Origin of the sequence: Aliiruegeria haliotis (assembly GCF_003003255.1) — a bacterium.
GTDB lineage: Bacteria > Pseudomonadota > Alphaproteobacteria > Rhodobacterales > Rhodobacteraceae > Tropicimonas > Tropicimonas haliotis.
On sequence record NZ_PVTD01000001.1, the window covers coordinates 324469 to 346816 of the forward strand.

A 22348-nucleotide genomic window follows, 5' to 3' on the forward strand; every position below is an offset into this window, starting at 1 on the left:
ATCCGGGCGGGGTGCTCCGGGCGCAGCAGCCGACAGGCGTCCCGCGACCCCACGCACCCGCACGAGGCAGAGGAGCCGCAGGACATGGCACAGAAGATCCCCGCAACGGTCGTCACCGGCTTTCTGGGCGCGGGCAAGACCACGCTCATCCGCCACCTGATCGAGAACGCGAACGGCAAGCGGATCGCGCTGATCATCAATGAATTCGGGGACCTGGGCGTCGATGGCGAGATCCTGAAGGGGTGCGGCATCGAGGGGTGCGCCGAGGATGACGTGGTGGAGCTGTCGAATGGCTGCATCTGCTGCACCGTCGCCGAGGATTTCCTGCCCGCCATGCAGAAGCTGATCGACCGGGACGAGGCGCCCGACCATATCGTGATCGAGACCTCCGGCCTCGCCCTGCCGCAGCCGCTGGTGCGCGCCTTCAACTGGCCCGACATCCGGACCCGTGTGACGGTGGATGGCGTGGTTGCGGTTGTGGATGGCCCCGCGCTGTCCGAGGGCCGATTTGCCGCCAACGAGGCCGCCGTGGATGCGCAGCGGGAGGCCGACGACACGATCGACCATGAAACCCCGCTGTCGGAGCTCTTCGAGGACCAGCTGGCCTGCGCCGACATGGTGGTGGTCAACAAGGCCGACCTGCTGGGCGCGGCCGCCGCGACCAGTCTGACCGACAAGCTGCGTGGCGAGGTGCGCAAGGGCGTCTCGGTTCTGCATTCGGAAATGGGCGCGGTGGATGCGGCTGTGCTGCTTGGCCTCGGTATCGGCGCAGAGGATGACATGGAGAGCCGCCACGAGGTGCACCATCACCATCATCACCACGATGACGACGACGACGATCATGACGATCACGACCACGAACATGCCCACGGCCACGACGAGTTCGAGAGTTTCGTCGTGACCAGGCCGGAGATCGCCGATCCGACCGCCTTTGCCGCGCAGGTGGCCGATGTGATCCGCGCCCACGACATCCTGCGGCTGAAAGGCTTTGCCGCCGTGTCCGGCAAGCCGATGCGGTTGACGGTGCAGGCCGTCGGCCCGCGTATCGACAGCTATTTCGACCGTCCCTTCGGCGCCACTGAGCCCCGCGAAACGCGGCTGGTGGTCATCGGGCAGGCCGGGCTTGATCGGAGTGCCATCGAAAAGGCCCTCGCGGCATGACCGACCTCGTGATCCGCCGCGGCAACCCGCGGGATCCCGGCGCCACGCGCCTTCTGGAGGCCAGCCACGGTCTGATGGATTCGCTGTTTCCCGCCGATTCCAACCACTATCTGCCCATCGAGGGGCTGACCCTGCCGGGTATCCATTTCTACGTCGCGGAGCGTGGCGGACGGGCGCTCGGCTGTGTCGCCATGGCCGACCGCGACGGCTATGGCGAAGTGAAGTCGCTGTTCGTCGATCCGGATGCGCGCGGCATGGGCATTGCCGACAGGTTGCTGGAGCACCTGACGGCGGAAGCCCGCGACCGTGGGCACACGCTTCTGCGGCTGGAGAGCGGGACCCGGCTCGACGCCGCGCACCGGCTCTATGACCGGCACGGTTTTGTCAAATGCGAGCGGTTCGGAAACTACCCCGAAAGCGAGCACTCGATCTTCATGGAAAAGGCACTCTGACATGCATCTTCTGGCGGCGACGCCGGGGCAGGTCTCCGACGGCAGTGAACCGGTCGATCCCGGCCAGACCCCGGCGGAGGTGATCTTCCTTTCTGCCGCCGACACCGAACTCGCCGCCCTGTCCGAGGCCCGGCAGGTGCTCGGCCCGGAAGCGCCGGAGCTGCGTCTGGCCAACCTCGGCTGGCTGTCGCATCCCTACACGGTCGACAGCTACATCAGCGACACGGCGGAGCGTTCGAAGCTGGTGATCGCGCGGGTTCTCGGGGGCGCGGCCTACTGGAGCTACGCGGTGGAGCAGCTCTCGGCGCGGCTTCGGGCGGCCGGTGTGAAGCTCGCGCTGCTGCCCGGCGATGACAAGCCGGACGAGGAGTTGTTCGAACTGTCCACCGTTTCGCGCGAGGACTGGCAGGCGCTCTGGGCCTATTGCGTCGAGGGCGGGCCGCAGAACGCGCAGAACTTCCTGACGCTGGCCGGGCACATGCTCGGCCGTGGCCTGCGCCCGCCGGAGGCCGAACCGCTGCTGCGCGCCGGGCTCTACTGGCCGGGGCACGGGGTGAGCGATCTCGCCGGGGTGAAAGCGCAGTGGACCGAGGGCGCGCCGGTGGTGGCAATCACGTTCTATCGTGCGCTTTTGCAGGGGGCGGGGCTGAACCCGGTCAACCAGATGGTCAAGGCGCTGCTCCGTCGGGGCCTGAACCCGCTGCCGCTTTTCGTGGCCTCGCTGAAGGACCCGGTCTCCGCGGCCACGGTCACGCGGCTGTTCGAGGCTGCGCCGCCGTCTGTGGTGCTGAACGCGACAAGCTTCGCCGTGTCCTCGCCCGATCCGTCGAACTGGGTGAACGGGCGGGAGGCGACCGTCCTCGACGCGCCCGGGGCACCGGTGCTTCAGGTCGTGCTGTCGGGCAGTTCCGAGGCGGCATGGGAGGAGGCCGACCGGGGTCTGCCCGCCCGCGACATCGCCATGAACGTCGCGCTTCCGGAAGTGGACGGGCGGGTTCTGACCCGCGCGATCAGTTTCAAGTCCGAAGCCTATTTCGACGAGGCCACGCAATGCGCCATCGCCGCCTATCGGGCACGGAGCGACCGGGTGCAGTTCGTCGGGGAACTGGCCGCCAACTGGGCGCGGCTGGGGCGGGTCGCGCGGCCGGATCGTCGTGTCGCGCTGGTGCTCGCGAACTATCCCAACAAGGATGGACGTCTGGCCAACGGAGTTGGACTGGATACGCCGGCTGCGACGGTCAACGTGATGTCGGCCCTGAAGAATGCCGGATACCGCGTTGAAAACCCGCCGGAAAGCTCGGACGCGCTGATGCGCGCGATCCTGGCCGGTCCGACGAACTGGCTGACCGACCGGGCCGAGCGCCACGGCGGTGTGCGCTATGCGCTGGAGGACTACCGGGCCCAGTACGATGCCCTGCCGCTGGCCGTCCGCCAGCAGATCGAGGATCGCTGGGGCGCGCCGGAGGCCGATCCGTTCTGTGAGGACGGTGCCTTCGCGCTGTCGGTTCTGGAGCATGGCAACGTGGTTGTCGGCATCCAGCCCGCGCGCGGCTACAATATCGACCCGGAGGAGACATACCACGCGCCGGACCTCGTGCCGCCGCACAATTATCTCGCGTTCTATTTCTGGATTCGTGCGAGCTTCGGGGCGCATGCCATTGTTCACATGGGGAAACATGGAAACATGGAGTGGCTGCCCGGGAAGGCTGTCGCCCTGTCGGAGAGTTGCTTTCCGGAGGTCGCGCAGGGTCCGTTGCCCCATGTCTACCCGTTCATCGTGAACGATCCCGGCGAGGGCACGCAGGCCAAGCGCCGCGCCCAGGCGGTCATCATCGACCACCTGACGCCGCCCCTGACCCGGGCCGAAACTTACGGCCCGTTGCGGGACCTGGAAGTGCTGGTGGACGAGTACTACCAGGCCGCCGGTGTGGATTCGCGCCGGATCGCGTTCCTGCGCAAGGAGATCCTGTCACTGATGGATGCGACCGGGCTCGGGGCAGATGCGGGGATTGCGGCCGGAGACGAGGTCGACAGCCGACTGCAGAAACTCGATGCCTACCTGTGTGAGTTGAAGGAAAGCCAGATCCGCGACGGTCTTCACATCTTTGGCGAAGCGCCGGAAGGCCGACTGGAAACCGATTTGCTCGTCGCGCTGACCCGGGTGCCACGGAATCGCGGAGCGGGGGAGGACGCGTCGCTCCTGCGGGCGATGGCGGTGGATCTGGAGCTTGGCTTCGATCCGCTTGACTGCAACATGGGAGCGCCCTGGACTGGTCCCCGTCCCGCAGTCCTCGAACAGTCGGTTTCGCCTGCTGGCGCAGGCGACCGGGTGGCGGGGGCGGGCGCGCTTTGCGCGCCCGCCCCCGCCACCCCTCCGCGATCTCCGCAAGGAGAGCGCAATTCCTCGCATGGCGCATCCCTCGATCCATGGCGCAGCACCGGCGATACGGTCGAGCGCCTCGAAATCCTCGCGACATGTCTTGTCGAAGGCACCGAAGTGGCACCGGGGCCAGCCTCCAATGCGGTAGTGTCGATGATCGCGGCGCGTCTGCGTCCGACGCTCCGGGCCTGCGGAGCCGGTGAGATGGGGGCGCTTCTGGCGGCACTTGACGGCCGGTTCGTCCCGCCCGGGCCGTCGGGGGCGCCGACGCGGGGTCGCCTCGACACGCTGCCCACGGGTCGCAACTTCTTCTCCGTCGACAGCCGGGCAATCCCGACCCGCGCCGCCTGGAAGCTGGGCTGGGCCTCGGCGGGCCTATTGATCGATCGCCACCTGCAAGACCACGGTGACTGGCCGCGCGCCATGGCCCTCACGGCCTGGGGCACGGCCAACATGCGGACCGGCGGCGACGACATTGCGCAGGCGCTGGCCCTGATGGGGGTGAAGCCCACATGGGACGAGATGTCGGGCCGGGTCACCGGGTTCGAGATCCTCCCCGCGAGCACCCTTGGCCGCCCGCGTGTCGATGTCACGCTCAGGGTGTCCGGCTTCTTCCGGGATGCCTTCCCGGCCCAGATCGACCTCGTGGCCAGCGCGGCCCGCGCCGTGATGCAGCTCGACGAGCCGGAGCACGAGAACCCCGCGGCCGCCCGCTTTCGCCGGGAGGCTGCCGATATGGGCGAGGCCCGCGCCGCCTACCGTGTCTTCGGCTCCAAGCCGGGCGCCTATGGTGCCGGCCTTCAGGCGATGATCGACGAAAAGCTCTGGCACCAGACCGCCGACCTGGCCGATGCCTTCCTGACCTGGGGCGGCTACGCCTATGGCGAAGGGGCGGAGGGCACGGCCGCGAAGGGCGATTTCGCCAACCGGCTGGGGCAGGTGGAGGCGGTGGTCCAGAACCAGGACAACCGCGAACACGACCTGCTCGACAGCGACGATTACTACCAGTTCGAAGGCGGCATGGCGGCGACCGTCGCCACCCTGCGCGGCGCAGCGCCCAGCATCTACCACAACGACCATTCCCGCCCGGAACGTCCGGTGATCCGCACCCTCGACGAGGAAATCGCCCGTGTCGTGCGCGCCCGCGCCGTGAACCCCAAGTGGATCGCCGGGATTCGCCGCCACGGCTACAAGGGCGCCTTCGAGATGGCGGCCACGGTCGACTACCTCTTTGCCTTCGCCGCGACCACGGGCGCCGTCCGCAACCACCATTTCGACTTGGTCTACGAGGCCTACCTGGAGGACGAGGAGGTTCGCAATTTCGTCGAGGAGGTGAACGCCCCGGCGCTTCAGGAGATGGCGGAGCGGTTCCAGGAGGCGATCGACCGTGGCCTCTGGGTGCCGCGCTCGAACTCCGCCCGCGCACAGCTGGAAGAGCTGTCGCGATGAGCGCACAGGGCGGGCACCTGCGCCTGAAGGGCGCATCGCCAGAGGCGCAGCGGCAGGCGCTCGAAACCGCCGTGTGCGCCTCCCCCCGCATGGCCGGGGTCCTGGCGAAGGCCCGGGCGCTGGACCTGCCGGACTGGTGGATCGTTTCGGGCGCCATCTACAATACCGTGTGGAACTGGTTGACCGACCGGCCGGACATGCACGGCGTCAAGGACATCGACCTTTTCTACTTCGACCCCGACACCAGCTATGACGCCGAAGACGGCATTATACGCGAGGTTGCTGCGGCCATCCCGGGTGCCCCCCCGGTGGAGGTCCGAAACCAGGCGCGGGTTCACCTCTGGTACGAGCGCCACTTCGGACATCCCTATCCGGCCTTGCAGTCGGCCGCCGAGGGGATTGATCGCTTTGCCAGCCGGACCCATGCCATCGGCCTGCGGCTGGAGTCGGACGACAGCCTGACGCTCTATGCGCCCTACGGGCTTCAGGATGTCTTTGCCTTCCGGCTGACGCCCAACACGCTGCTGCCCAACCGGGCAACACACGAGGCCAAAGCGGCGCGGCAGTTGGCGCATTGGCCGGAATTGGAGTTCGTTCCCTGGCCGGCGGAGCCCTCGGCATGACCGCGCCGGCGGTCAAACGCATCGCGTCACCCGGGCGCAGCGACGCGGAGGCGGTGCTGCACCTTCTGCGAGCGGCCTTTGCCGGAATGGAGGGTCTGATCGACCCGCCGTCCTCGCTGGACCGGATGGGCTGGCAGGACATTGCCGCGAAAGCCCGCGACGAGATCCTGTTCTGTATCGAGGAGGACGGGGTCCCTATCGCGTGCCTGTTCGCGAGCGAGACGCCGGATCACCTCTATCTCAGCAAGCTCGCCGTCGCCGACTCGCATCGGAACCGTGGCCTTGCGCGCCGCCTTCTCGAAGCAGCCGAAGGGCATGCCCGCGCCCTCGGGCTGACCTCGCTGGTGTTGAAAACCCGCGTGGAGCTGACGGAGAACCACGCCGCCTTTGCCCGCCTCGGCTTTGTCCGAACCGACGCCACCGCCCATCCCGGCTATGACCGCCCCACCAGCCTGACCTTCACGCGGCCCGTCAAACCCGCGACGGCCCGACCGCGGTGCGGGCACTGCCTCTGCGGCCGGGTTCGGTGGCAGACGGATGGCACGCAGGCCTGGGCCGGCTATTGCCATTGCGAGAGTTGCCGCCGGGCCTGCGCCGCGCCGGTCACCGCATACCTGGGCGTGCCCGACGGTCACTGGCGCTGGACCGGCGCGACGCCGGCGACGTTCGAATCGACCCCCGGCGTGCGGCGCCATTTCTGCGCCACCTGCGGCACGCCAATGGCCTACGAGGCCGAGGCATTCCCCGGCGAGATCCACTTTCATGCCGCCGCACTGGACGCGCCGGCGGATTTCACGCCAGACTTCCATGTCAACCACGCCGAACACCTGCCCTGGCTGACCATCGCGGATGACCTGCCGCGGTATCCGGGGGGCGGCAACGATGGAGAACCCGAATGACAGACGACACCGACCGCCACAACGCCAAGATGGCAAAGAAGAAAGCCGCCCGTGACAAGATCATGGCCACGAAGACCGAGGAAAAGGGTCTCGTCATCGTCCATACCGGCAAGGGGAAGGGCAAAAGCTCCGCCGCCTTCGGGATGATCTTCCGCTGCATCGCCCACCAGATGCCCTGCGCCGTGGTGCAGTTCATCAAGGGCGGTATGGAGACCGGCGAGCGCAGCCTGATCCAGTCGCATTTCTCCGACGCCTGCCAGTTCTACACCATGGGCGAAGGGTTCACCTGGGAGACGCAGGACAAGTCCCGCGACATCGAGATGGCGCAGACCGCATGGGAAAAGGCAAAGGACCTGATCGTGGATCCCGCGATCCGCATGGTGCTGCTCGACGAGATCAACATCGCGTTGCGCTACGACTACATCGACGTGGCGGAGGTGGTCGCCTTCCTCAAGGAGCAGAAGCCGGAGATGACCCATGTCGTCCTCACCGGGCGCAATGCCAAGGAGGAGTTGCTGGAGATCGCCGACCTAGCAACCGAGATGGAGCTGCTGAAGCACCCGTTCCGTTCCGGGGTCAAGGCGCAGGCAGGCGTGGAGTACTGATCGTGCCGCCTGACGACCGGCCCGGGGCGCGGAAGGGGATTGCATGACCCGTGCACTGATGATCCAGGGGGCCGGTTCCAATGTCGGCAAGTCGATGCTGGTGGCGGGGCTGTGCCGTGCCGCGCGGCGGCGGGGCCTCGTGGTGCGGCCCTTCAAGCCGCAGAACATGTCGAACAACGCCGGCGTCACTGTCGACGGTGGGGAGATCGGTCGGGCGCAGGTGTTGCAGGCGCTGGCCTGCGGGGTCGATCCGATCGTCGACATGAACCCGGTCCTGCTGAAGCCCGAGACCGAGACCGGCGCGCAGGTCGTGGTGCAGGGACAGCGCGTGGCCACCGTGAAGGCGCGGGAGTATTCGGCGCTGAAGCCCGGGTTGATGGCGCCGGTGCTGGAGAGCTTTCACCGTCTGGGGGCGGAGGCCGAACTGTTGCTGGTGGAAGGGGCGGGCTCCCCGGCGGAGGTGAACCTGCGCGCGGGTGACATCGCCAACATGGGTTTCGCCCGGGCCGCAGATGTGCCGGTGCTGTTGGTGGGGGATATCGACCGGGGTGGTGTGATCGCCCAGCTTGTCGGTACCCAGGTCGTAATCGACCCAAAGGACGCCGCCCTCATTCGCGGGTTCGCGATCAACAAGTTCCGCGGCGACCCGCGGCTGTTCGACGACGGATACCGGCTGATCAGCTCGCATACGGGCTGGCGGGGGTTCGGCGTCGTCCCGTGGTTCGCGCAGGCGCACCTGCTGCCCGCCGAGGACGCGCTGGACCTTGCCTCCGGCCCGTCGACCGGTTCGCTGCATGTCGTCTGCCCGGTCTTGTCTCGCATCGCCAATTTCGACGATCTGGACCCGCTGTCGGCCGAACCCGACGTCCGCCTGACGCTGGTGCGCGCCGGCGAGCCGCTGCCGGGCGATGCGGATCTGGTGATCCTTCCCGGAACCAAGTCCACCCGCGGCGACCTGAGCTTCCTGCGCCAGCAGGGCTGGGACAAGGATATCGCGGCCCATGTGCGGCGCGGGGGCAGGGTGCTGGGCCTTTGCGGCGGGTACCAGATGCTGGGGCGGAAGATCATCGACGCCGACGGTCTCGAAGGTCCTCCGGGCGAAACCGACGGGCTTGGATTGCTCGACATCGTGACGGAGATGGTCCCCGACAAACGCCTGACCCGCGTATCGGCCCTGCATGAGGCCACCGGCCTGCCGCTCGAAGGCTACGAGATCCACATCGGCCGCAGCGACGGTGCGGACCGCGCCCGGCCCTTCGCCCGAATCGATACCCGCCCCGAAGGCGCCACGTCCGAAAACGGACGGGTCATGGGCAGCTACCTGCACGGCCTCTTTGCCTCGGATGCCTTTCGGCAGGCGTTCCTCTCAAAGCTGGGCGCGACGCCGTCGGGCGGGTCCCATGCCGCCACGGTGGAACAAACGCTGGACGCGCTTGCCGATCACCTGGAAACCCACATGGATATCGACGGGGTGCTGGCCCTTGCGGGGACCGCTGCCACTGCCGGGTAAGGGCCCGGTGGCCAGCAGACGCCCCGGAGCGCGGAGCTAGCCCTCGCCGTCGAGAGGCGGGACGCGGGACACGAAATGCCCTTTCACCCCTTGCGGCCATTGCCGGAAGGGCACCACGCCGTTCGGGCTCTCCGCGTGGGAGCCGGCGTATTCCACCAGCGCCGAGGCATCTTCCGGCGTGCCCTCGAACCGCCCCAGCACATAGACCATCTTCCCGGTGCCCGAGATCGCCACGTTGCATCCATGTGCGCAGCCCATCAGGCATGCCACGCCGCGCACCTGCACGCCGGATCCTTGCGCCGCTGCCTCGACATTGGCCAGGAACGCCTCACCTGTCGGGTCGCCCTCCCGCGTTTCGCGTGCAGCCTCGTTTCTGCAGGTTGTGCAAACGGTGATCGTGGTCATGTGTCTCTCGCGCCTGTCTCAAGGTCCCCAGACATGAAACGCCGGCGCGCGGATGTCCATGGCTGGGCGGTCATTTCCCCGTGCGCGGGATCTTGCTCCCTCCTGCGGTTTCGCCGGGCGGGGCAGCGTCCGAACGGGCGCCGTGCGCGGGAAACGCGCGGATTTTGACCCTTGACGAAAGGGCGGGTGGGACATCATGCCTCGCGGATCATCTTGCAATTCGGCGACGCTTGGTATACCGTCGCATACAGCAAGCTTGTCCCGGCGCGCCAGAAGCCTCTGAGACCCGGTGTTCAAGCAGGATCCAACATTACATCGGCGGGAAAAAAACATGAGCTTGTACACCGACTACCTGGATGAAATCGGCACGCGCAAGGCGCAGGGCCTGAGCCCGAAACCCATCGACGATGGCGCGCTTGTCGAAGAGCTTGTCGCGCAGATCAAGGATGCCGACAGCGTGTACCGGGCCGATTCCCTGAACTTCTTCATCTACAACACACTTCCCGGCACCACGAGCGCCGCGGGTGTGAAGGCCCGGTTCCTCAAGGAGATCATCCTTGGCGAGGCGGTCGTCGAGGAAATCACCCCGGACTTCGCGTTCGAGCTTCTTTCCCACATGAAGGGCGGCCCCTCGGTCGAGGTTCTGCTCGACCTGGCGCTGGGGGAGGATGCCGCCATCGCGGCGCAGGCGGCCGACGTGCTCAAGACGCAGGTGTTCCTCTACGAGGCCGACACCGACCGGCTCGAAGCGGCCTATACGGCAGGCAACGCGGTCGCGAAGGACATCCTCGAAAGTTACGCCAAGGCGGAGTTCTTCACCAAGCTTCCCGACATCGACGAGGAGATCAAGGTCGTCACCTACATCGCCGCCGAGGGCGATATCTCCACCGACCTGCTGTCGCCCGGCAACCAGGCCCACTCCCGTTCCGACCGTGAACTGCACGGCAAGTGCATGATCTCCGAGAAGGCGCAGCAGGAAATCGAGGCGCTGAAATTGCAGCACCCCGACAAGCGCGTGATGCTGATCGCCGAGAAGGGCACCATGGGCGTTGGATCCTCCCGGATGTCCGGCGTCAACAATGTCGCGCTCTGGACTGGCAAGCAGGCCAGCCCCTACGTTCCCTTCGTGAACATCGCCCCCGTGGTTGCGGGCACCAACGGCATCTCGCCCATCTTCCTGACCACCGTTGGCGTGACCGGCGGCATCGGGCTCGACCTCAAGAACTGGGTCAAGAAGGTGGATGCCGACGGCAAGCCGATCCTGAACAACGATGGCAACCCGATCCTGGAGCAGAAATACTCCGTGGAGACCGGCACCGTGCTCACGATCAACACCAGGTCGAAGAAGCTCTACAGCGAGGACGGCAGCGAGGAGCTGACGGATGTCTCCTCCGCCTTCACGCCGCAGAAGGTCGAGTTCATGAAGGCGGGCGGGTCCTATGCCATCGTCTTCGGCAAGAAACTCCAGAACTTCGCCGCCGAAACCCTCGGTGTCGAGCCGACCCCGGTCTTTGCGCCTTCGCGGGAGATTTCCCACGAAGGGCAGGGCCTGACCGCTGTCGAGAAGATCTTCAACAAGAACGCCGTCGGCGTGAGCGACGGCAAGGTTTTGCACGCGGGCTCCGACGTGCGTGTGAAGGTCAACATCGTCGGGTCGCAGGACACGACCGGCCTGATGACCTCGCAGGAACTGGAAGCCATGGCCGCGACGGTGATCTCGCCGACGGTGGACGGAGCCTACCAGTCCGGCTGCCACACCGCCTCTGTCTGGGACAAGAAGGCCCAGGCGAACATCCCGCGGCTGATGAAGTTCATGAACAACTTCGGCCTGATCACGGCCCGCGACCCGCAGGGCGTCTATCACTCCATGACGGACGTGATCCACAAGGTGCTGAACGACATCACGGTGGATGACTGGGACATCATCATCGGCGGCGACAGCCACACGCGCATGTCCAAGGGCGTGGCCTTCGGGGCCGACTCGGGCACCGTTGCGCTGGCGCTGGCGACCGGCGAGGCCACCATGCCGATCCCGGAATCGGTCAAGGTGACCTTCAAGGGTGCCATGAAGGATCACATGGACTTCCGCGACGTGGTGCATGCCACGCAGGCGCAGATGCTGAAGCAGTTCGGCGACAACGTCTTCCAGGGCCGCGTCATCGAAGTGCATATCGGCACCCTGCTGGCCGACCAGGCCTTCACGTTCACCGACTGGACAGCGGAGATGAAGGCGAAGGCCTCCATCTGCATCTCGCAGGACGAGACGTTGATCGGATCGCTGGAGCTGGCGAAGTCTCGCATCAAGGTGATGATCGACAAGGGCATGGACAACGAGGCCCAGACGCTTCAGGGCCTGATCGACAAGGCGGACAAGCGCATCGCCGAGATCCGCTCCGGTGAGAAGCCGGCGCTGACCCCGGACGACAACGCGAAGTATTTCGCAGAGGTCGTGGTCGATCTGGACGAGATCGACGAGCCGATGATCGCCGACCCGGACGTCAACAATGCCGATGTCTCCAAGCGCTACACCCACGACACCATCCGCCCGGTCTCCTACTACGGTGGCGACAAGAAGGTGGACCTCGGCTTCGTCGGCTCCTGCATGGTGCACAAGGGCGACATGAAGATCGTGGCCCAGATGCTCAAGAACCTGGAGAAGGCGCAAGGCAAGGTCGAGTTCAACGCGCCGCTGGTGGTCGCTGCGCCGACCTACAACATCATCGACGAACTGAAAGCCGAGGGTGACTGGGAGATCCTTCAGAAATACTCCGGTTTCGAGTTCGACGACCTGATGCCGAAGAGCGCCGCGCGGACCGAGTACGAGAACATTCTTTACCTCGAACGTCCGGGCTGCAACCTCTGCATGGGCAACCAGGAGAAGGCCGCCAAGGGCGATACCGTCCTGGCCACCTCCACCCGACTGTTCCAGGGCCGGGTTGTGGAAGACTCGGAAGAGAAGAAGGGGGAATCCCTGCTGGCCTCGACGCCGGTCGTCGTGCTCTCCGCGATCCTCGGCCGGACCCCGAGCGTGGAGGAGTACAAGTCCGCGGTCGAAGGGATCGACCTGACCAAGTTCGCCCCGCCGCTGGAGAAGCCGGCAGGATCGCGTTCGGCCCACTTCTAGGCGGGCCAGCCCCCGGGCGGGCGCAGGTCCGCCTGGTGGCGCGTGCCGGGAGGCAACACCAAGACATGCAGGGGCGGTGTGGGAAACCATGCCGCCCTTCGCAGTTTCCGCGGCCGGGGCTTGCCGGCGGGCAAGGTGATCGCGGACGGGGACCGGGGCGGACAGGGGCCACGGGCAAGCGACGGCGACACGGGTCGTGCCAACGGAAGACTCGTGTGTATGGGGAGCGTCGCGCAGTGTTGCCGCCGCGTGATCACCGCGCCGCCAGCGTACCCGGTCCCGTTCGGTGTCAGTTCCGCCGCTACCCGCCGACGATTGCCCCGACCCCATAGGCAACCACCGCGCAGGCGCTGCCGACAAGCACTGTCTCTCCGACGCAGCGCAGCACGCTTTCCCGGGTCGACCACCATCGCAACAGGCCAAGCAGGACCAGCGCCGAGAAAGTGGCGACGACGGAGGCGTGGAAGGTCGGACGCGTCGGGTCGAACAGGAAATACGGAAGCAGCGGGATCGCCCCGAAGGTCAGGAACGACAGGAAGGTCACCAGCCCGTCGAGCGCGGGTGAGCCGTTGCGCATGTCCGGCATCTCCAACTCGTAGCTCATCATCATGTCGGCAACGAGTTCGGGGCACCGGATCAGCTCCCGCGAGACCCGTTCCGCGCCCTCGATGTCGAGACCGCGTTCCGCCAGCATCTGCACGATCTCGCGCCGTTCCTGCTCCGGGTGGGTTGCCAACTCCGCGAGTTCGATCCTGCGTTGGGAGGTATAGAGGTCGCGCTGCGAGCGGGTCGACAGGAACTCGCCCAGTCCCATCGACACGGCGTCGGCGAAAAGGTTGGCCAGCCCGAAGACGAGCACCGCCAGCGCGCCGATCTGTGCCGCACCCTCGGCAGAGGCCCCGGCGAACCCGGCGACAATGGCGAATGTCGTGACAATCCCGTCGTTGCCGCCATAGACGATCTGCTTCAGGAACGCCTGTATCTGCCCCAGCCCGTGTGCCTCCCGGCGGTGGTTCTCCCAATTGATCTGCATTCCGGAATCCCCCCTCCACACGGGCAGGATACCGGGTGCAGACCCGTGTTGGGGGGCTTTTTTTGAATGGCAGGAGCGGCACGAGCGAGCATCTCCGCCGCAATCGTCGCGGTGGGGAGGAATGCTGGCCTGTCGCGCGCTGGTGCCGTCACGGTGCTGCTTTGCCCGGCCCCGGACAGCCTTCTCCGGTGGCGTCCGGAGCGGCCTGACCTGTGTCGTATGCTGAGGACGGCCCATTCAGCAGGTTTCGCGGGCGCAAGGCCGAGGATTGCGATCAGACTTCCGCCAGCGATGTCGGTTCCGGTCATCGTGGCAGGAGGGTGGGCGTGAACGCAATCGGCAGTCCCGGGATCGGGTCCGGCGGGCGTGCCGATTGTCCATCGCCCGGAGAGGAACTCGGCCGACACCTGCGGTGTCCGCGCTCGTCGGCCAGGTGCAGCCCCTCCGCAGACAGGCCGATCCAAGGACGGGCAAAGGACCACGGTTGCGGCCAGCGTCCAGCGGCGCATTGGTCCCCGGCCCCCAAGGTTTCCCCACGCGCCGGAGACGGAAATGGCGATTGCATTGATGCCGGGGGCCGTGGCATGGGCAGACGAAGGATACGAGAAGCAATCACAAGGAGATGGGCGGATGTTCGATCTGACGGGAAAGAGCGCGCTGGTGACGGGCGCTTCGGGTGGCATCGGCGGGGCCATCGCCAAGGCCCTGCATGGCGTGGGCGCGACGGTCGGCCTGTCGGGCACGCGGGTGGAGCCGTTGGAGGCGCTGGCCGCGGAGCTGGGCGAGCGTGCCCATGTGCTGCCGTGCAACCTGAGCGATGCGGAGGCAGTCGATGCGTTGCCCAAGCAGGCCATCGCGGCGATGGGCGGGCTGGACATCCTTGTCAACAACGCCGGGATCACCCGCGACCAGATCTTCATGCGCATGTCCGACGAGGACTGGGCGAAGGTGCTTGAGGTGAACCTGACTTCGACCATGCGTCTGTGCCGGGGCGTGATGCGCCCGATGATGAAGGCGCGCTGGGGCCGGATCGTGAATATCTCTTCCGTTGTCGGGACCACGGGCAACCCGGGGCAGGCGAACTACGCGGCCTCCAAGGCGGGCATGATCGGTATGTCCAAGTCCATCGCCTACGAGGTCGCCAGCCGCGGTATCACCGTGAACGCGGTCGCGCCGGGCTTCATTGCCACCGCCATGACCGACAAGCTGACCGACGATCAGAAGGAGAAGATCAACGGCCAGATCCCGGCCGCGCGCATGGGCACCCCCGAGGAGATCGCCGCGGCGGTCCTCTATCTGGCCAGCCCGGAGGCCGGCTATGTCACCGGCACAACCCTGCATGTGAACGGCGGAATGGCGATGGTCTGACCCGGCGCCGAAGCTGCGTCGCAGCATTGCCGGATCGGAAAAGATCGTCCCGCAGCTGCGGGATATTCGCCTTCGGACCCTTGCGAACGGGACGGCGACCTCCCATGTTGCTGGGGTCGCCCCGAGCGCCTGACGCTAGGGGAAGAAGATGCCGTCAAAGCGTTTGCTTTTGCAGGGGAACGTGCTAAAGGCGGCGCAGTTTTCAGCCCCGGGCCCTGTTCGTCAGGACAGCCGAGGGAAGACACCCCGCGCAAGACGGGGACAAGCCGCCCCGCGCCGGGGCACGTCAAATCGCCCGGACGGGCGCGGAGCAAAAACGGGGCATCGTGCCCCAGCATGAGGAAGAAACATGAGCGACATCGCAGATCGCGTGAAGAAGATTGTTGTGGAGCACCTGAGCGTCGAAGAGGCCAAGGTGACGGAAAGCGCGTCGTTCATCGACGATCTGGGCGCCGACTCGCTCGACACCGTCGAGCTGGTGATGGCATTCGAGGAAGAGTTCGGAATCGAGATCCCGGACGATGCCGCCGAGACCATCCAGACGTTCGGTGACGCGGTCAAGTTCATCTCCGAAGCCGCCTGACTCCAGGCAGCCGCTGAATTCGAGAGGGGCGCTCCATTCGGGGCGCCTTTTTCTTTTGGTCGTTTCCTTTCGCCGTGGCCCTGTGCCGGTGATGCGTGATCTGTCGGGCCAATCTGGGGATCGCGACCCGGCACGGAGTTGTGCAGGGCGCGCGACAACCGCTGGGGCCATCGCCTGGCAACGCCGGTCCACGGTCATCGGGACGCGGCTGGCTTGGGCAAGGGGCATGGCAGTGCTGTGGCGGCTCGGCTTTGATGCCACGCCGCGATCTGCCGGGCATCGCGGGGTATGGTGAAATCCCGCCTCCGCTCCGCCGGCCTGCGACCGCCTGCGGAGCGTGCATGGCGCGGGCCGATTTCCGCCAGTGGCGCGGCCGGCGGTGCGAAGGACGCGCAGAGCGGCGTGGCCCATGTTGCGCGCTGAACGCGGCGCGTGTATCAGGCGTCAAACAGCAAAACAGCCCGAGGTGAAAACATGCGTCGAGTGGTAGTTACCGGACTTGGAATGGTCACGCCCCTTGCGTGCGGCGTCGAGGAAACCTGGTCGCGGTTGCTGGATGGTACATCCGGCGCCGGAGAGATCACGCGGTTCGACAACGAGCGGGTGACGACCAAGTATGCCTGCGAAATTCCGTTCGGAGACGGGTCGGACGGCACGTTCAACCCGGACGACTGGATGGAGCCGAAAGAGCGGCGCAAGGTCGACGATTTCATCCTCTACGGCATCGCCGCCGCTGAACAGGCAGTGAAGGATGCCGGCTGGACTCCCGAGGACGAGGAGAGCCGGCTGCGCACGGGCGTGATGATCGGCTCCGGCATCGGTGGGCTGAACTCGATTGCCGACACTGCCGTCGTACTCAAGGAGCGCGGGCCGCGCCGGGTCTCGCCCTTCTTCATTCCGGGTGCCCTGATCAACCTAGTTTCCGGCCAGGTGGGCATTCGTTTTGGCTTCAAGGGACCGAACCACGCGGTGGTGACGGCCTGTTCGACCGGCGCCCATGCCATCGGCGACGCGGCGCGGCTGATCCAGCTCGGCGATGCCGATGTCATGGTGGCCGGTGGCGCCGAAAGCCCGATCAGCGAGATCGGGATCGCCGGGTTCAACGCCTGCAAGGCATTGTCGACCAAGCGCGCCGACGCGCCCGAGACCGCCAGCCGCCCGTGGGACGAGGCCCGGGACGGTTTTGTCATGGGCGAGGGCGCCGGTGTTGTCGTGCTGGAGGAATACGAGCACGCCAAGGCGCGGGGCGCGAAGATCTATGCCGAGGTGCTGGGATACGGCCTGTCGGGCGATGCCTACCACATCACCGCCCCGTCGGAAGACGGCGACGGCGGGTTCCGCTCCATGAAAGCCGCGCTGAACCGCGCCGGGCTGGAGCCGTCTGCCATCGACTACATCAACGCCCATGGCACCTCGACCATGGCCGACACGATCGAGTTGGGTGCAGTTGAACGTCTGCTTGGCGATGCGGCGGGCAATACGACGATGTCCTCGACCAAATCCTCCATCGGTCACCTTCTGGGGGCCGCTGGCGCTGTGGAGGCGATCTTCTGCATTCTCGCAATCCGTGATCAGGTCGCGCCCCCGACGATCAACCTGGACAATCCGGCCGTGGAAACCGAGATCGACCTCGCTGCGAACGCGAAGCGTGAGCGGGAGATCAACGTGGCCCTGTCGAATTCCTTTGGATTCGGCGGCACCAACGCCAGCCTGGTGATGGGGAAGGTCGCCGACTGATGGCCCGTTCCCTCGCGTCCAACGCGCTGACGATCTTCATTGTGCTGCTCATCTGCCTTGCCAGTATCGTGGCCTGGGGCAATCGCGAGTTTACCCGGGAAGGCCCGTTGGAGCAGGCCATCTGCCTGATGGTGCCCAGTGGTGGCTCGATGTCCGCGGTGTCGGCCAATCTCGAAGAGCTGGGCGCGATCGAGAACGCCACCATCTTCCGGCTTGGCGCGGAGTACACCGAGCGTGCCGACCGGCTGAAGGCGGGCAGCTTCGTGGTGCCTGCCGGGGCCTCGATGGACGAGATCGTGACCTCGGTCACGGCCAGCGGGCGCAGCACCTGCGGGACGGAGATCAACTACCGGATCGGCGTCGCAAAGGCCGACATGATCGTTCGCGAACTTGATCCGGCGACGCAGAAATACGTGGAACTGGCGAATTTCAGCCCCTCCGAGGAAGCGGCGCCTGACGGGTTTGACGCGATCGTTGCCCAGCCCAGCACCCGCTACAGGATCACGCTCGCAGAGGGCGTAACGAGCTGGCAGGTGGTCGAGGAGCTGAAACAGGCTGACTTCCTGACAGGCGACGTGGCCGCGGTCCCGGCGGAGGGAAGCCTTGCGCCCGACAGCTACGAAGTGAGTCGTGGCGCCAGCCGGGCGGCGATTCTCGAAGACATGGCCCGCCGGCAGAGCGCGATTCTCGCCGACCTCTGGGCTGCGCGCGCCGATGGCCTGCCGCTGGAAACACCGGAGCAGGCGTTGACGCTGGCCTCCATCGTGGAGAAGGAGACCGGTGTTGCCGAAGAGCGTCCGCTTGTGGCGAGCGTCTTCATCAACCGCCTGAACCAGGGCATGCGGCTGCAGACGGACCCGACGGTGATCTATGGCATTACCGAGGGGCAGGGCCCGCTTGGACGGGGGCTGCGCCAGAGCGAGTTGCGCCGCGCGACTCCCTACAACACCTATGTTATTCAGGGGCTTCCGCCGACGCCGATTGCCAACCCGGGCCGCGAGGCGATCTTTGCCGCGCTCAACCCGGAGCCATCGGAGTACCTGTTCTTCGTCGCCGACGGCACGGGCGGCCATGCCTTTGCGGCCACGCTCAGCGAGCACAACCGCAATGTCCAGCGCTGGCGCCAGATCGAGGCAGAGCGCGCCAACCAGTGAGAAATGGTTAACAAACAGTAACTTGGCGTGCGCAGCTCATTTCGAGTTGGGCACGCCGCGCTTGACTTTGCGAACGGTCTAAAGTAGAAATAAGTCAAGCTGGAAGAAATGGGCAAGCACCGGACCTGCATGGGTCACGGTGCTTTTTTCGTTTCGCTCGACCTCGGAGGGTATGAGCAAGAGCAGGTTAACAAAATGGATAATATCACTCTGTCCGCGAACACGGGCGAAGACACTGGTCAGTTTTTCGATCAGGCCGTCGAACTTTACAGGAGCGGCTCACGCGAGCTGACGGACATCATCGCCGAGGTCGGCAAGGGAAAGACCGACCGGGCGAAGAAGCTGCAAGGGGTGCTTTCCGAGATGCGGAAGGCGTCCATCACCATGATGGAGGAGGCACGGAATGTCGAAGACCTTCGCCGAAAGCTCGTCGGGAATGTTCAGCAGCAGGCGCTCGATCTTGCCGGGGCCCGCGTTGAGATCGGGAGCCGAATTGCTCGCATCCGAGCCGCAAGAGGCGCGGCAGGCATTTCTTGACGAGTTGTCCCCGGGAGCGCTTGCCGCGCTCCCGTGGCTGTTCGAGTTCTGGGCGCTCCCACATCAGTTGGCCCCGTCGGGCGACTGGAAAACCTGGGTGATCCTGGGCGGCCGCGGCGCGGGCAAGACCCGTGCCGGGGCCGAGTGGATCCGTGCGCAGGTCGAGGGTTCGTGGCCGGAGGATCGTGGCCGCTCGCGGCGGGTGGCACTGGTGGGAGAGACCATCGACCAGGTGCGGGAGGTCATGGTGTTCGGCGACAGCGGGATCCTTGCCTGCACGCCGCCGGACCGCATGCCCCAGTGGCAGGCTGGCCGCAAGCGCCTGGTCTGGCCCAACGGGGCGGTCGCGCAGGTGTTCTCCGCCCATGACCCGGAGGGGCTGCGGGGCCCGCAATTCGACTGCGCATGGGTCGACGAGCTGGCCAAGTGGAAGAAGGCCGAGGAGACCTGGTCGATGCTGCAGTTCGGCCTGCGGCTGGGCGACAATCCGCGCCAGTGCGTAACGACAACGCCGCGCGACGTGCCCATTCTGAAGGATTTGCTGAAGCGGGAGTCGACGGTCACGACGACGGCCCCCACGGAGGCCAACCGTGCGAACCTCGCGGAGTCCTTTCTGGCAGAAGTGCAGGCCCGCTACGGCGGTACGCGGCTGGGGCGGCAGGAGCTGGACGGCGTGCTGGTCGAGGACACTGAAGGCGCGCTTTGGACATCGAAGCTGTTGGAGGGCGCGCGGGTCGGTGACGTGCCCCGGCTGGATCGGATCGTGGTTGCCGTCGACCCGCCGGTGACCGGCCACGCAGGTTCGGACGAATGCGGGATCGTCGTGGTTGGCGCGGTGACACAGGGCGACCCGAAAGACTGGCAAGCCTATGTGCTGGAAGATGCGAGCGTCACTGCAGCCTCTCCGTTGGCATGGGCCCATGCGGCGGTGGCGGCACGTGACAGGCACGATGCCGACCGGCTGGTGGCAGAGGTCAACCAGGGCGGGGACCTTGTGCAGACGGTTCTGAACCAGATCGACCCGCTGTTGCCCTTCCGGGCGGTTCGGGCGCAACGGGGCAAGGCTGCGCGCGCCGAGCCGGTCGCGGCGCTCTATGAACAGGGACGGATCCACCACCTGCGCCATCTCGGCGCGTTGGAGGAGCAGATGTGCAAGATGACGACCCGCGGCTACGAAGGGCGCGGCTCGCCGGACCGGCTCGATGCGCTGGTCTGGGCGATCACGGAGCTTCTGATCGGGCCGGCCGGGCAATTCCGCCGACCGACGATCCGAACCCTCTGATCCCGGGCCGGAAGGTCCGATCCACGAAATGCGGAAACCGAGCGGTGCGCCAGTTGAGGGGCGCGCCCGGTTTCCTTGTGCCCGCCCCCTGCCGACCGGCAGGGGGCCGGGCTGGCAATGCCGGGGCCTCGCCCCCCAACCAAGAGGAGCAAGAGCGCATGGTACTGGATTTCCTGCGACGGTCCGGCGGCACGCCCGCCCCGAGTGAACCGGTGGGCGCCCCCCCCGAGAGAAAGGCCTCGGCCGCCGGGCCGGTGATCGCCTGGGGCGGTGGGGGCCGCGTGGTCTGGTCGCCGCGCGATGTAGGCACGCTGACCCGCACCGGCTTCGTCGGCAACCCGGTCGGCTTCCGGTGCGTCAAGATGATTGCGGAGGCGGCGGGCGCGATGCCGCTTGTGTGTCAGGACAGCAAACGGCGCTATGACGAGCACCCGGTTCTGGCGTTGCTGAGCCGCCCGAACGGTGCCCAGGGTCAGGCCGAGTTGCTGGAAGCGCTCTATGGGCAGATCCTGCTGTCCGGCAACGGCTATGTCGAGGCGGTCGGCGACGGCAACACGCCCTTCGAGTTGCATGTGCTGCGCAGCGACAGGATGAGCATCGTGCCCGGCAGCGATGGCTGGCCCGTGGCCTACGACTACAATGTCGCCGGGCGGAAGCACCGCTTCGACATGACAGGTGACACCCCGCCGATCTGCCATATCCGCAGTTTCCACCCGCAGGACGACCACTACGGGCTGTCCCCGATGCAAGCGGCGGCGACGGCGGTGGACGTGCACAACAGTGCTTCCGCCTGGTCGAAGGCGTTGCTCGACAACGCGGCACGGCCTTCGGGCGCAATCGTCTACCAGAGTTCGGATGGCGGTCCGGGCACGCTGACGGCGGACCAGTACGACCGGCTCCTCTCGGAGATGGAGGCGCATCACCAGGGCGCTCGCAATGCCGGGCGGCCGATGTTGCTCGAAGGTGGGTTGGACTGGAAGCCGATGGGGTTCTCGCCATCCGACATGGAGTTCCAGAAGACGAAGGAAGCCGCGGCGCGGGAGATCGCGACGGCCTTCGGGGTTCCGCCAATGATGCTCGGGATCCCGGGCGACAACACCTATGCGAACTACCAGGAAGCCAACCGGGCATTCTACCGCCTGACCGTGCTGCCGCTGGCGTCGCGGGTCACGGCGGCGATTTCCGATTGGCTGGGGCAATTCGACGGGCAGGGGGCCAGGCTCTCGCCCGATCTCGATCGCATTCCGGCGCTTGCCGTGGAGCGTGACGCGCAGTGGTCGCGGGTCGGTGCCGCAGAGTTCCTGACGGATGCAGAGAAGCGCAGCCTGCTGGGGCTGCCGCCGAAGCCCGTGGAATGAGGCGAGGACGGATGCGGCTCGGCGCAGGGGCCGGGGACGCGAAGTGGAAGCCGCCAGCGGACCCGCGGTCCCGGCGCCAGTTCAGAGGAATACGGAATGACGGATGATCATTGCGGGCTGGAGCGGAAGTTCTGCCAGCTCGGGGACGAATTGACGGTGCAGGACGGCACTCGCATCGAGGGCTATGCCTCCCTGTTCGGCAGGGTCGATCAGGGCGGTGACGTCGTCCAGCGAGGCGCCTACGCAGCCTCGCTGAAAGCACTGGCGGGCGCGGATCGGCGCGTGAAAATGCTGTGGCAGCATGATCCCGCGCAGCCGATCGGTGTCTGGGACGAGGTGCGGGAGGACGAGAAGGGCCTCTTCGTCAAGGGACGCATCCTCACCGATGTCGACAAGGGCCGCGAGGCGGCGGCGCTGATTGATGCCGGCGCCATCGACGGGCTGTCGATCGGTTACCGCACGAAGCGGGCCGAGAAAGGCGCGGGCGGCAAGCGCCTCCTGCACGATCTGGAGCTTTGGGAGGTGTCGCTGGTGACGTTCCCGATGCTCCCGGAGGCGCGGGTCGGCGCGAAGAGCGAAAGCGCGGAGACCGACCTGATGCGCGACCTGGCGGAGGCGCTGGAAGCGGCCCGCCTTGACCTGGCGGACCAGTGACCGCCGCAGTTTCCACACGCCTTTTCCAGGAAGG

18 protein-coding genes are annotated in these 22348 nt (G+C 66.5%); 16 read left to right on the forward strand and 2 right to left on the reverse strand.

What is annotated here, in order from left to right; translation table 11 throughout:
- Positions 1-84 precede the first annotated feature (84 nt).
- From cobW to CLV78_RS01475, 7 genes are read left to right on the forward strand one after another with little or no spacing between them, the layout of a single operon-like run.
- A complete protein-coding gene (gene cobW / locus CLV78_RS01445) occupies positions 85-1161 on the forward strand; it encodes a cobalamin biosynthesis protein CobW (protein WP_106203710.1) in 1077 nt (358 codons plus the stop codon).
- On the forward strand, positions 1158-1613 hold the full coding sequence (locus CLV78_RS01450; RefSeq protein ID WP_106202992.1) for a GNAT family N-acetyltransferase: 456 nt from the start codon (positions 1158-1160) through the stop codon (positions 1611-1613). The genes cobW and CLV78_RS01450 overlap by 4 nt, the downstream gene beginning before the upstream one ends.
- A 1-nt stretch (position 1614) precedes the next feature.
- The gene (gene cobN / locus CLV78_RS01455) at positions 1615-5442 is read left to right on the forward strand and encodes a cobaltochelatase subunit CobN (RefSeq protein ID WP_106202993.1); all 3828 of its coding nucleotides are present in this window, start codon (positions 1615-1617) and stop codon (positions 5440-5442) included.
- On the forward strand, positions 5439-6065 hold the full coding sequence (locus CLV78_RS01460; protein WP_106202994.1) for a nucleotidyltransferase family protein: 627 nt from the start codon (positions 5439-5441) through the stop codon (positions 6063-6065). The genes cobN and CLV78_RS01460 overlap by 4 nt, the downstream gene beginning before the upstream one ends.
- Positions 6062-6964 (forward strand): GNAT family N-acetyltransferase, encoded by a 903-nt coding sequence (locus CLV78_RS24840; protein ID WP_106202995.1) that lies wholly within the window; start codon positions 6062-6064, stop codon positions 6962-6964. Before CLV78_RS01460 ends, CLV78_RS24840 begins: the two co-directional genes overlap by 4 nt.
- Positions 6961-7569, forward strand: coding sequence for a cob(I)yrinic acid a,c-diamide adenosyltransferase (gene cobO / locus CLV78_RS01470; protein ID WP_106202996.1), 609 nt, complete (start codon positions 6961-6963; stop codon positions 7567-7569). Before CLV78_RS24840 ends, cobO begins: the two co-directional genes overlap by 4 nt.
- 43 nt (positions 7570-7612) lie before the next feature.
- Complete coding sequence (locus tag CLV78_RS01475; RefSeq protein ID WP_106202997.1) at positions 7613-9079, forward strand: cobyric acid synthase; 1467 nt, start codon at positions 7613-7615, stop codon at positions 9077-9079.
- A gap of 36 nt (positions 9080-9115) precedes the next feature.
- Here the strand turns inward: CLV78_RS01475 and CLV78_RS01480 are convergent, their stop codons facing one another.
- Positions 9116-9484 carry a DUF1636 family protein gene (locus tag CLV78_RS01480; protein WP_106202998.1) on the reverse strand — a complete coding sequence of 123 codons (369 nt, stop codon included), beginning with the start codon at positions 9482-9484 and terminating at the stop codon, positions 9116-9118.
- Positions 9485-9815: 331 nt separating this feature from the next.
- On the opposite strand from CLV78_RS01480, the gene CLV78_RS01485 reads away from it, so the two are divergent.
- Entirely contained in the window at positions 9816-12608 is a 2793-nt protein-coding gene (locus CLV78_RS01485; protein WP_106202999.1) for a bifunctional aconitate hydratase 2/2-methylisocitrate dehydratase, read from the forward strand.
- 301 nt (positions 12609-12909) lie between these two features.
- Here the strand turns inward: CLV78_RS01485 and CLV78_RS01490 are convergent, their stop codons facing one another.
- Positions 12910-13641 carry a VIT1/CCC1 transporter family protein gene (locus CLV78_RS01490; protein WP_106203000.1) on the reverse strand — a complete coding sequence of 244 codons (732 nt, stop codon included), beginning with the start codon at positions 13639-13641 and terminating at the stop codon, positions 12910-12912.
- Between the two features lie 630 nt (positions 13642-14271).
- Here CLV78_RS01490 and fabG point away from each other — a divergent pair.
- The 8 genes from fabG (at position 14272) to CLV78_RS01530 (ending at position 22314) form a co-directional block, all read left to right on the forward strand.
- Entirely contained in the window at positions 14272-15009 is a 738-nt protein-coding gene (gene fabG, locus CLV78_RS01495) for a 3-oxoacyl-[acyl-carrier-protein] reductase (RefSeq protein WP_106203711.1), read from the forward strand.
- Positions 15010-15358: 349 nt separating this feature from the next.
- A complete protein-coding gene (locus CLV78_RS01500; protein ID WP_106203001.1) occupies positions 15359-15592 on the forward strand; it encodes an acyl carrier protein in 234 nt (77 codons plus the stop codon).
- A gap of 474 nt (positions 15593-16066) precedes the next feature.
- Positions 16067-17329, forward strand: a complete 1263-nt coding sequence (fabF, locus tag CLV78_RS01505; RefSeq protein ID WP_106203002.1) for a beta-ketoacyl-ACP synthase II — start codon at positions 16067-16069, stop codon at positions 17327-17329.
- Positions 17329-18483: an endolytic transglycosylase MltG gene (mltG, locus tag CLV78_RS01510; protein WP_106203003.1), complete on the forward strand. Its 1155-nt coding sequence runs from the start codon at positions 17329-17331 to the stop codon at positions 18481-18483. Before fabF ends, mltG begins: the two co-directional genes overlap by 1 nt.
- Before the next feature lie 195 nt (positions 18484-18678).
- Complete coding sequence (locus CLV78_RS01515; protein ID WP_146136618.1) at positions 18679-19020, forward strand: hypothetical protein; 342 nt, start codon at positions 18679-18681, stop codon at positions 19018-19020.
- Positions 18920-20302 carry a DNA-packaging protein gene (locus CLV78_RS01520; protein WP_106203005.1) on the forward strand — a complete coding sequence of 461 codons (1383 nt, stop codon included), beginning with the start codon at positions 18920-18922 and terminating at the stop codon, positions 20300-20302. The genes CLV78_RS01515 and CLV78_RS01520 overlap by 101 nt, the downstream gene beginning before the upstream one ends.
- A 158-nt stretch (positions 20303-20460) precedes the next feature.
- Positions 20461-21660: a phage portal protein gene (locus CLV78_RS01525; protein ID WP_106203006.1), complete on the forward strand. Its 1200-nt coding sequence runs from the start codon at positions 20461-20463 to the stop codon at positions 21658-21660.
- Between the two features lie 96 nt (positions 21661-21756).
- Entirely contained in the window at positions 21757-22314 is a 558-nt protein-coding gene (locus tag CLV78_RS01530; protein WP_106203007.1) for an HK97 family phage prohead protease, read from the forward strand.
- The last annotated feature ends 34 nt before the right edge of the window (positions 22315-22348 follow it).